Source organism: Salicola sp. Rm-C-2C1-2 (assembly GCF_040196175.1).
In the GTDB taxonomy this organism is placed as follows: Bacteria; Pseudomonadota; Gammaproteobacteria; order Pseudomonadales; family Oleiphilaceae; genus Halospina.
The window spans coordinates 966,205-977,262 of the sequence record NZ_JBEFNF010000001.1 but is presented as its reverse complement, the minus strand read 5'-3'; the positions used below and the strand labels follow the sequence as shown (position 1 = coordinate 977,262).

4 protein-coding genes are annotated in these 11,058 nt (G+C 63.5%); 1 reads left to right on the top strand and 3 read right to left on the bottom strand.

The genetic code is table 11. From position 1 onward, the window contains the following. The first annotated feature begins 107 nt into the window (after positions 1-107). The gene (locus AAF659_RS04430) at positions 108-470 is read left to right on the top strand and encodes a thiol-disulfide oxidoreductase DCC family protein (RefSeq protein WP_349750476.1); all 363 of its coding nucleotides are present in this window, start codon (positions 108-110) and stop codon (positions 468-470) included. Positions 471-555: 85 nt separating this feature from the next. On the opposite strand, the gene uvrA is transcribed toward AAF659_RS04430, so the two are convergent. From uvrA to AAF659_RS04415, 3 genes are all read right to left on the bottom strand, one after another. Then, positions 556-6,108, bottom strand: a complete 5,553-nt coding sequence (uvrA, locus tag AAF659_RS04425; RefSeq protein WP_349750475.1) for an excinuclease ABC subunit UvrA — start codon at positions 6,106-6,108, stop codon at positions 556-558. Positions 6,109-6,185: 77 nt separating this feature from the next. After that, complete coding sequence (locus AAF659_RS04420) at positions 6,186-9,671, bottom strand: hypothetical protein (RefSeq protein WP_349750474.1); 3,486 nt, start codon at positions 9,669-9,671, stop codon at positions 6,186-6,188. Beyond that, positions 9,583-10,872, bottom strand: coding sequence for a metallophosphoesterase family protein (locus AAF659_RS04415; RefSeq protein WP_349750473.1), 1,290 nt, complete (start codon positions 10,870-10,872; stop codon positions 9,583-9,585). The genes AAF659_RS04420 and AAF659_RS04415 overlap by 89 nt, the downstream gene beginning before the upstream one ends. Between the last annotated feature and the right edge of the window lie 186 nt (positions 10,873-11,058).

Genomic DNA, 11,058 nt, shown 5'->3' with positions numbered 1-11,058 from the left:
CCAGTCTGTACTGATTACGCTGAAAACCGTTTTATGGACTGCTGCTGGTCCACCTGGAGCGCGCTACCGTAAATGATTAGTATCTACTTTGTTTATGGGAACACTTCATGGATACGCTGTTCTACGATGGTCAATGTCCTCTCTGCATGAAAGAAATCAATCTCCTTCGGCGCATCGGGGATGCCGACCTGAGACTGATCGATGTACACGGGCTTGAGAACCCCGACTCCTGGCCCGGCGTTCCCCGGGAGCACCTTCTTCAACGGCTGCATCTGCTCGACGACGAGGGCATTTACCGCACTGGGCTCCACGCAACGGTTCAGACCTGGTGCCATACGCCCTTCGGCTTTGTGTTCCGTCTGCTGTTGATCCCGGGCGTTCGATCACTGGCCGAGGCGGCCTATGGCCGCTGGGCTGAGCGGCGTTACTGCCAGCGCTACGGCTGTACTGTGCCACCCTCCGGTCATTGAATCACAAGGCCGCTGGACGAACCTCCCGAGCATCTCAGGCAAGCACGGGAAGCCGCCGGCCTGTCATCGACGGATTTCCAGCTCCTCAGCCATGGCGAGACCTTTCGGCCAGGAAGTCGCTGAGCACGCGCGCGGTTTCACTTTCATGGCCGTTTTTCATCAGCGTCTCGGGCGCACCCTCGGCGACCACCCGACCGCCGCCATCGCCGCCGTCCGGGCCCATGTCCAGCACCCAGTCCGCCTCGGCGATCAGGTCCAGATTGTGCTCAATCAGCATTACGCTGTTGCCCGCATCCACCAGCCGGTGCAACACATGGATGAGGCGTTCCACATCCGCCATGTGCAGCCCGACCGTAGGCTCATCCAGAATGTAGAGCGTATGGGGCTGGCTCTGGCGGCGCACGTCCGGCCGTGCCCGGGCGAGCTCGGTGACCAGCTTCAAGCGCTGGGCCTCGCCCCCAGACAGCGTCGGGCTCGGCTGGCCCAGGCTCAGGTAGCCCAGCCCCACCGCCTGCATCAATTCAAGTGCATGGTGGATTTTTGAGTGGGCGCGGAAGAACTCCACGCCCTCGTCCACGCTCATGCGCAGTACCTCGCCGATGTGCTTACCGCCATAGGTTACAGCCAGGGTTTCGGGCGTAAACCGATCGCCGCCACAGACCTCACAAGGCACGGACACATCCGGCAGGAAGTTCATTTCCACCCGCTTCAGGCCCTGGCCGTCACAGCCCGGGCAGCGGCCTTCTTTTGTGTTAAACGAGAAGCGGCCGGCATTGTAGCCGCGCAGACGGGCTTCCTCGGTACCGGCAAAAAGTTTGCGGATGTTGTCCCAGATGCCCACGTAAGTCGCCGGACAAGAGCGGGGCGTCTTGCCGATGGGCGTCTGGTCCACCTCGAAGACCCGATCCAGCGCCTGCCAGCCCTCGATGCGCCGGCAGCCCCTTGTGGTGGGTTTCTTATCCCGCCCCGCGGCGTTCAGCACCCGCAGGTTGTCATGAAGGATGCCGCGCACCAGTGAACTCTTACCAGAGCCGGATACGCCAGTCACGCAGACCAGCCGTTCCAGCGGCAGGCGCACGTCCACGCCGCGCAGGTTGTGCAGACTGGCCTCGCTTACATAAAGCCATTTCTCGGCCTCGACGGGCCGGCGGTCCTCAGCGATCAGCGGATGCCGGATGGGGTCCGACAGGCAACGGCCGGTGGTGGACTCAGGATTGGCTTCGAGTTCTGCAACCGTGCCTTCGGCAACCACCCGCCCGCCGTTGACGCCGGCACCCGGTCCGAGATCAATCACGTGCTCGGCGCGGCGTATGGTGTCCTCATCGTGCTCCACCACCAAAATGGTGTTGCCCTTGCCTTCCAAACGGCCGAGGGTGTCCAGAAGCATGCGGTTGTCGCGCGGGTGCAGGCCGATGGTGGGCTCATCCAGGATGTAGCACACGCCCTGGAGGTTGGAGCCCAGCTGGGCCGCGATGCGGATGCGCTGGGCCTCGCCGCCGGAGAGCGTGGGCGCGGCGCGGTCCAGGTTCAGATAGGCCAGTCCCACCTGCTGCAGGAAGTCCAGCCGCGTACGGATCTCCGGCATGATGTCCTGAGCGACCTCCGCATCACGTCCGGTTAGCGCCAAGGCCTCGAAGCGGTCCGCCGCCTCTTTCACGGACTGCGCCGTATACTCAGCAATGTTGCGCTCCCGGAAGTAGACCGACAGCGCCTCTGGCTTGAGGCGACGCCCGGCACAGGCGCGGCAGACACCTGTTTCCTGGTCGTCATCTGCCTCCAGCCACACAGCCTCTTCTCCGGTCTGGTCCTCATCGAAACCACTCAGCGCCAACCCGGTTCCATAACAGGACGGGCACCAGCCGTGCTTGGAGTTGTAGGAGAAAAGGCGCGGGTCCAGCTCCGGGAAGCTGCGCCCGCAGCCGGGGCAGGCGCGCTCGGTGGAGAAGATGGTCTCGCCGGCATCCGTCAGCAGCTTCATGGTGCCATCGCCATAGGCCAGCGCCTCGCCGATCAGACGGTCCAGCGTCGCCTCATTGCCGGGGCTGACGTTGAGCGTGCCCATGGGCAGGTCAATGTCGTGCTCCTGATGCCGGGCCAATCGCGGCCAGTTGGCGGTGGGCTGGTATTCGCCGTCCACGCGCAGATGGTCAAAACCCTTCTTGCCAGCCCAGGTGGCCAGATCCGTGTAGTAGCCCTTGCGCGCCACCACCATGGGCGCCAGCAGGGTTGCCTCCTGCCCCCGCGCATCGCGCAGGATGCGGGCGCGGATGGCTTCCGGCGTCTGCTCGTCGATCGGCAGCACACACGCCGGGCAGTACTGGGTGCCCAGTTTCACGAACAGCAACCGCAGGAAGTGGTAGAGCTCGGTCATGGTGGCCACCGTGCTCTTGCGCCCGCCCCGGCTGGTGCGCTGCTCAATCGCCACCGTGGGCGGAATGCCGAAGACTGCATCCACATCCGGCCTTGAAGCGGGCTGGACGAACTGGCGGGCGTAGGCGTTGAGGGACTCCAGGTACCGCCGCTGGCCCTCATTGAAGACAATGTCGAAGGCCACGGTGCTCTTGCCGGAACCGGACAATCCAGTGAGAACGGTCATCTGGTTGCGCGGGATCCGGATGTCCACGTTCTTGAGGTTGTGCTCGCGCGCATGGTGGATGGTGATGGCATCCGGGTCGCCGCTGTACGGTGCCGGCGCCTCGGCCACCATGGGCTGGGTTTCCGCCTCCGTGGTGTGGCCCAGATAGTCCCGGAGTGCTTTCCCGGTGTGGCTTTCAGTCACCGCCATCACCTGTTCCGGTGTGCCGCTGGCGATCAGCTCCCCGCCCCGGTCGCCGCCTTCAGGCCCCAGGTCGATGAGCCAGTCAGCAGCCGCCATCAGGTCCTGGTTGTGCTCGATCACCGCCAGGGAGTGGCCTTCGGCGAGTAACCGCCGGAAGGCCCCGAGCAGTGTGGCCACGTCGTCCATGTGCAGACCGGTGGTGGGCTCATCGAACAGGAACAGCAGGTGGCCACTGGCGCTCTTGCGCCCGGCGGCTTTCGCCAGATGCCCGGCCAGTTTCAGGCGCTGGGCTTCGCCTCCGGACAGTGTCGGCACCGGCTGGCCCAGGCTCATGTAGCCCAGGCCCACGGCCTGCAGTGGCTCCAGGCCCTGCAGGACTTTCGGGTAGTCCGCAAAGAAGCTCACCGCCTGGTTCACGGACATTTCCAGCACACCCGCGATGGACTGCGGCGGCACCGGGCTTTCCGTTGAGGGAGGCAGCGTTACTTCCAGAATCTCGGGGCGGAAGCGGCGGCCATCGCAGTCCGGGCACCGCAGGTAGACGTCGCTCAGGAACTGCATCTCCACGTGCTCAAAGCCGTTGCCGCCACAGGTGGGGCAGCGACCATTGCCGGCATTGAAACTGAAGGTGCCGAGGCTGTAGCCCCGCTCTTTCGCTTCCGGAAGGCCCACGAACACGTTGCGGATGGCGTCGAAGGCGCCCACGTAGCTGGCTGGCGTGGAGCGCGTGGTCCGACCAATGGGTGACTGGTCAATGAGCACCGCGTCGTCGATACGCTCATGACCTTCGATGGCGTCATGGAGTCCGGAAACCTCCCCAGGATGACCCTTGAGCTCGGCCACAGCGCGGTACAGGACGCTTTCCATCAGGGTAGACTTCCCGGACCCGCTGACACCGGTAAGGACGACCAGCGCGTTCAATGGAAGATCCACGTCCAGGTCTTTCAGGTTATGCTCCCGGGCGCCACGGATGCGGACGGCATCGTCAGGATCTACCGTCGCCGCCTGGGCGCCGTGCTCAATGGCATTCACCTGCCGCCGCCCGGTCAGGTAGTCGGCGGTCAATGACTGACCCTCTCGCATCAGAGTGTCCGGCCCCCCTTCGAACACGATGCGGCCGCCCTGCTCGCCCGGGCCCGGCCCCATGTCGATGATGCGGTCTGCGGCCTGCATCACCTGGGGATCATGCTCCACCACCAGCAGAGAGTTGCCGGCGTCACGCAGGCGGTGCATAACGCCGATGATGCGGTCCATGTCCCGCGGGTGCAGGCCAATGCTGGGCTCGTCCAGAACGAACAGGGTGTTCACCAGCGAGGTGCCGAGAGCCGTGGTCAGGTTGATGCGCTGGACCTCGCCGCCTGACAGTGTGCGCGACTGGCGGTCCAGGGTCAGGTAATCCAGCCCAACAGCCACCAGATAACCGATGCGGGCGCGGATGGCCGCCAGCAGCAAATCTGCAGCCTCGTCCAGGGGCGCGGGCAGCTCGATCCGGTCAAAGAGCGCCGCCAGCCTCCCCAGTGGCAGGTTCATCAGGTCCGCAAGGTTGAGGCCCGGCTGCTGTTCCAGTGTCTCCTGCGGCAGGGTCACGCCCATGGGCCGGAAGCGCTCGCTGGGCGCGACAACCGCATCCACGTCCGCCTCTGAGCCCAGGCGCCAGAGCAGGGATTCGGTCTTGAGGCGCGCCCCATGGCAGGCCGGGCAGCGGTCGTAGGAACGGTAACGCGAGAGCAGCACCCGGATGTGCATCTTGTAGGACTTGCTCTCCAGGTAGTCGAAGAAGCGCCGCACGCCGTACCAGCCGCCACGGCTGACGTTCCAGCGCCAGTCCTTGTCGCCCTCAATCACCCACTGGCGATCGGCCTCGGGCAACTCCCGCCAGGCGATGTCTGTGGCCACCCCTTCCAGACGACACTTCTTCAGAAGATCCTGCTGACACTCGGAATAACTCTCTGTCTGCCAGGGCTTTACGGCGCCTTCTTCAATTGATTTCGAGTCGTCCGGGATTACCAGTCGGTAGTCAATGCCCATGACGCGCCCGAAACCCCGGCACTCCTCACAGGCTCCCATGGGGGAATTGAACGAGAAGCTGTTGGGAATGGGGTCGGTGTAGTCCCGGTCGCAGTCCGGGCAGTGCAGGCCCCGGGAATAGAGCCACTCCGCCTCGGGTTCGCGGTTGTCATTGAGAGGCTGCGCGATGATCCGGCCCTGCCCGGCCCGTAACGCCCCTTCGACTGCCTCGGTAAGACGGTCCCGGCGGTCTTCAGAGAGCCGTACACGGTCCTGGGTCACCCTCAGCGAGCCGCCATCCAGAGTCTCAACCCGTGTGTAGCCCTGGCGTTCCAGTTCGGTGCGCACCTGGTTCTCAGCCACATCCCCGGTGAGGGCCATATCAAAGGCGATCACAGCCCGCCGCCCCGCCTCCCTTTCCAGAAGGTCGGCGACGATGCTGTCTTCGCTGTCACGCTTGACCTCGCGACCGCACCCCCTGCAATAGAGCCGTGCCCCGCGCGCGAAAAGCAGCTTGAGATGGTCATTGAGCTCGGTCATGGTGCCAACCGTTGAGCGCGAGTTGCGCACCGGGTTGGTCTGGTCGATGGCGATGGAAGGCGGGATGCCCTCGATCGCGTCCACCGCCGGCTTGTCCATGCGATCCAGGAACTGGCGGGCGTAGGGCGAGAAGGTTTCCACGTAGCGGCGCTGGCCCTCGGCGTAGACGGTATCGAAGGCCAGCGAGGATTTACCCGAGCCGCTGGGACCGGTGACAACGGTCAGCTCGCCAATGGGCAGGTCAACATCAAAGTTGTACAGATTGTTCTGTCGGGCGCCACGGACGCGGATCACGTTCTGGTTTCGGCTCATGGGCGATACGGCTCAAACGTTGAAAAGATGGTTAAATCTAGGGAGATACGCCCACGGATTGCAAGGAGATCGCCGGTTCACCCCAGCCCCGCTTCCAGCCAGGCGACCCATTCGCGGATGGCGGCGGCGTCCGCCTCCTGTCCGGCTTCCAGCAGCACAGCCCGCTCCCGCTGTTCGGCATCCATGGGATCGCGGGGATCCAGATGACCCTCGTTCTCCAGATAGGCTTCCAGCTCACGCAGCTTGTTGGTCTGGAAACGAGCAACATCACCGTTGTTGAGAGATTCCAGAAGCACACGGGGATCACCGCCCACGCGCTCTGCCAGCGCCGTAACCGCATCAATGAATTTAGCGGTAACCGCGCCCGAGGCTTCCAGCACGTTCCGGTCTACCGGGGTACCCCGCCCCCGTTGCCATACGTCCACCCAGACCCGGGCCACGCGGCAACGAGCATGAAGTGTCTGGCGATAGGCCGGATCGGTGACAGCATTGGCTCCTGCCGGCTGCTGCATCAGGGTTTCCAGCCGCCCGAGACGATCCACGCGCCAATTCTGAATCAGGTGATGCGCCAGAGTTAGATCATCACGCAGCAGATGAAAAACATGGATAGCGCCCGCGCCCCGGCTCGGGTGGATCGCTGGAACGTCAATCTTCGCCGCCCACGCCTCGGGCGTGTCCCCCTCTGGCGATGGCAGAGGCTCGTGACGGGGGAGCTGATAATCCCTGCCTTGGGGCACTTCTGTTTCCTGCCTCAGGGACTGAAGATCGATATGCGTGAGGGGGCTACCCAAGGCCGCTTCCCAACGTGCACGGTCCGAGGGCTCGGCGGAGAGATAGATAACCTGTCGGCCCTCATCCTCAACCAGCGCGCGCAGACTGGCCGCAATAGCCCGGAAGCGCTCTGGGTCCGATGTGGTCAAGACTTCGTCAAGGAAGATGGGCAGAGGCTCACTGCCCTGCTCCAGTGTCCAGATCCAGGCCAGCCGCAGGGCCATCAGCAGCTGCATGTGGGTGCCGGTGGACAGTTCCGTCAGAGCCTGGTCCCGCTCATGGACCTGATCGCGGACGTGCAGCTGGCCGTTTTGATCAACCCGAAGGTCATAGCGATAGTGGGTGAAACGGGCGAAGCGGTCCCGGGCATGAGCGAGTACCGCCGGCTCCCTTTCAGTGCGATGGGCGACATCAACCTGCTCCAGCAGGAACTGGCCGGCCTCGGCAACCATGGTGTTGTCAAAGACGTTCTGCAGTGCTTCACGGGCTCGGTCCCGCTCGAAACGCGCCTGCTCCAGCGCCCGGTCGCTGCCGGCCTGATCCAGACGGGTTGCCAGCTGACTGCGCTCCTCGAGCCATTGCTCGTAGTAACCCGCTTGCTCACGGAATGCAGAGAGGCGTTCTTCCAGACCAGCCTGGTCATTGGCCTCAACCATGGCGATCAGTTCCGGATCATTCTCAAGCCCGGCAGCACGATCCGTTTCGGCACGATGTTCTGCCTCCAGCGTAGTGGTAGCCTGGCGGTAGGCTTCAAGCTGTTCACACAGCGATTCCAGCGATTCGCGCTCACCTTCTGGCAGATCCAGCTTGCGGTAAAGAGCTGTTATCGCCTCCTGCTGCTCACGATCATCCGCTTCCAGCTCCCCACGGCGGGTCTGGAGCTGGGCAAGCGTCTGTTCCGCCTCGGTGACGGTGTCAACGCGGCGTTTCAGATCTTCAAATGCGGCGCGCAGGCCGGCTGGTGTGCCATCGCCGGACGTCAGACCCTGGCGCTCAATCAGACGCTGCACGGGGGCCAGTTCCGCCTTAATCTGAGAATCGAGGCTGGTCAGCCTCTGTTCGAATTGGGCCCTCTCTGTCCGGGCCTGGTCCAGCTCCGCCGCCAGCTTCAGGAAGCGTGCCGCGCCCTCCCCGGTCAATGCGGGATCAAAACCAACAGCCTCGGCCAGGGCCTGTCGGTTGCCTTCCAACTGGGACTGCTGTTGCTCAAGGGTTTCGATCTCCGAGGCGTGGGCCTTGGCATGCTGGGCCAGCTCCTGCTGGTACACCGCGGTGGCCAACTCATCTTCCAGTTCCTGCAGATGCTTGGCGACGGTTTCTGTCTGCCATTCTGGAACCGTCACACCGCTCTCTTCCGCCCAACGCCCCGCCTCACGGGCCGTCGTAACCAACTTCACGCACTGCTGCGCGGACCAGCCAGCTGTCACCATAGCGATAAGAGCCGGCCCCCAACTCTGGGGAAGACTGTAAAACAGCCCGACTGAGGCGGTAACTGCCGCAGCGACCAATGTCACAAGACTGCCCGCCACCAGGCCGCGGCGTCTTGCCGGTTCCAACTGACGGAGCCAGCGGCGCAGCGCCTTGATCCGGCTACGGAGCTGTTCCGGGTCCTGATGGTTACCATCAGTGCGCTCCAGGCGCGTTTGCAGCTCCTGAAGCCGCAACTGGACACGGCGCAGTGACTCAGCCATTTCCACTGCCTGGTTCACCGCCTCCGGGGTGGGTTCAGGCGAGCGCCCTCCCGGAGGCTGAAGTGCCCCTTCCGCACTGAATTCACGGGCTCTGGCCTCGTCCCGCCGCTCGCGCAGGCCATCACGGTCTGACAGCTTACGGTCCGCTTCCTCCAGATGCTGGCGACAAGCATGCATTTCAGCAATTTCCGGGACTGCTTCTTCAAGCCCCGCGCCGTCGCGCTTGCGCCATACCTCGTCCTGCTGGCGCTGGTTGTCCCGGATCTGCTCTAGCAGCCGGTCACGCTGCACCTCCAGCTCATCAAGCCTGTCCCGTTCCTGACCATTAAGGCGCGCCACTGCCTCCGGGAACGTCGCCAGAGCCCGCTCAGCCGCCTGTCGCCGCTGGCGTGCCGCCAGCCATGCCAGTGCCTGTTCAGTGCGGGTGACGTGGGCACGGGCCACCCGAGCTGCCTCAATGCGCTCATCGAGTTCGGCAAGGCGATGACGCTTCTGATCCAGCTCCGCATACTCACGCTGGCATCTGGCCAGTGTCTGTTCTTTCTCCCGAAGGGTTTTGGCTTCTGACTGCCCCTGCCGACGCCGTACCTCGAACAGCGGATCTCGGCGCAGGGATTCCAGATCAAAACCGCCAGCCAGTTCCTGCTGCAGTCGTGCAACTATCGAGGCTTCGGTATCGCCGGCCTGAAGCAGATCGTTCATGGCTAGCCAGTAGCAGCGCAGGAAGTCATCGGCGGGCAGCTCAGGAGCATCAATAGGTTGGCCGTTACGCTGCCATACCACCTGCTCGCCGCTACGGCTGACAGTAAGCACATCCTTGCCGCTGTAGAACCGGGCTTCCAGTGTCAGTGCGCCATTAGTTCTTTCAGACCCAGGCGCTACCAGTTGACGCAGAGCGCGCACGAGGCTGCTCTTGCCCGAGGCATTCGGCCCAGTGATCAGGGTAAACCCCGGATCGAATCCCTCGACACGAAGTCTTTCGCCGAACCCTGGGAGCTGGGTGATGGTCAGTTCACGCAGTATCATGATGCCCCCGGCCCTGGGCGAGAAGGTGTTCCAGCGCCGCCATCCCGCTCCGCTGAAGCCAGTCGACCACGTCATACTCGGTAATGCCCCGAGGGGACAGCGCCTGCCAGTGCGCTCGGCCAGCCTGTTCTTGGAGGTGCTGATGGGCCTCCCGGATCAGTGTCTGACGTTGCGGATCATCCGATTGCCGTTCGAGTAGCTGAAGCCGCTGGGCCAGCAGACCCGCCGGATCCGCGCGACGCGCCAGCTCGGCCAGCTCAATAACCGGTTGGGTGAGGTAGCGCAGTGTCTCTACGAAATAATGAATACGGCCAGTACCAGCATGCAGCCCGCCCAAGGATTCGCGTTCCATTAGCCGGGCCACCTCGGCTCCCAGACCCGTACGCCCTGTAAACTCAACCCGGAGTGCGGCCGCTTCCGGCGGCATCCGCTGGTCGATGAGAGTGTCATCCAGTTCGTGAACAGCCGCCTGGAGACGTTCCCGCGCGTCCTCAGCCGCTGTAATGCCGGTCAGATCCACCGGCAGGCGAGCCCAGTGCAACGGTGCCAGCCGCCATTGGGTCACGCTCCGGATACCACCGCCATCCAGCTCAAACAACCAAGGGCCGCGAGGCCCGGATTCACCGGGATCCAGGCCCGTGGCGGAGCCCAGGTAGCCACTGGGCGATTCAGCGTTAAGTGCATCCGGCTTATGGATGTGGCCCAGTAACCAGCCATCCAGTCCTGCCTCCCTCAGCTCAGCACTGCTCACGGGTGCGTAAGGGCTGGCCGGCTGGTCCCGATCCGCATGCAGAACACCGAGATTGGTTCCAGGCCCGCGTGCAAGGTTGACATGCTGAAGCGGACTTTCCCGGTAATGCGGTGACGGAAAAGACCAACCGTGTAGTGTCAGCTGCGCACCTGCGGATTCCAGAGTCACCGATTGCCACTCGCCCCCACGACCAAGCAGCTCGAACCCCGAGAGCTGATCCGCCAGTCGCGGCAGAACACGCACATCATGGTTGCCTACTATACCGACTATCCGGATCCCCGCGACGAGAAGGCGCTCCACTCCGGTCGCCAGATCCCGGTAGGCCTCAAAGAAATCGTCCTCGTCTTCGACCACGTCGCCCGCCAGAACCACAGCGTCAACTGCCTGTTCGAGGGCTTGATCGACAATCCGGCGCCAAGCCCCTGAGGTACCAAGCTCAACCGAGCGCCCGGTCAGCTCAGCCGGAAGACGACTGGGGCGAGCGCCCAGGTGCAGATCACCAACGGCGAGAAGGGAGAAAGTCATTCAGTGGCGGCTCCGGGGTTGTTCTGTAGCTCAGTCATTATCAGCGCCTTGCTGGCGATCTTCATCCTGCTAATCTCGATGCAACAAATCAATGATTTTTAGGGAAAACCATTACAGGAAACGCAATCAGGAATAACAGCCCGGAATACTCAGCCCCCTTCAGTTACCGATGCTACCCCTTTAAAG

Excerpts from the sequence above, each read along its gene's own strand:
- AAF659_RS04430 (WP_349750476.1), top strand. The coding sequence starts at position 108 with ATGGATACGCTGTTCTACGATGGTCAATGTCCTCTCTGCATGAAAGAA.
- uvrA (WP_349750475.1), bottom strand. The coding sequence starts at position 6,108 with ATGAGCCGAAACCAGAACGTGATCCGCGTCCGTGGCGCCCGACAGAAC.
- AAF659_RS04420 (WP_349750474.1), bottom strand. The coding sequence starts at position 9,671 with ATGACGTGGTCGACTGGCTTCAGCGGAGCGGGATGGCGGCGCTGGAAC.
- AAF659_RS04415 (WP_349750473.1), bottom strand. The coding sequence starts at position 10,872 with ATGACTTTCTCCCTTCTCGCCGTTGGTGATCTGCACCTGGGCGCTCGC.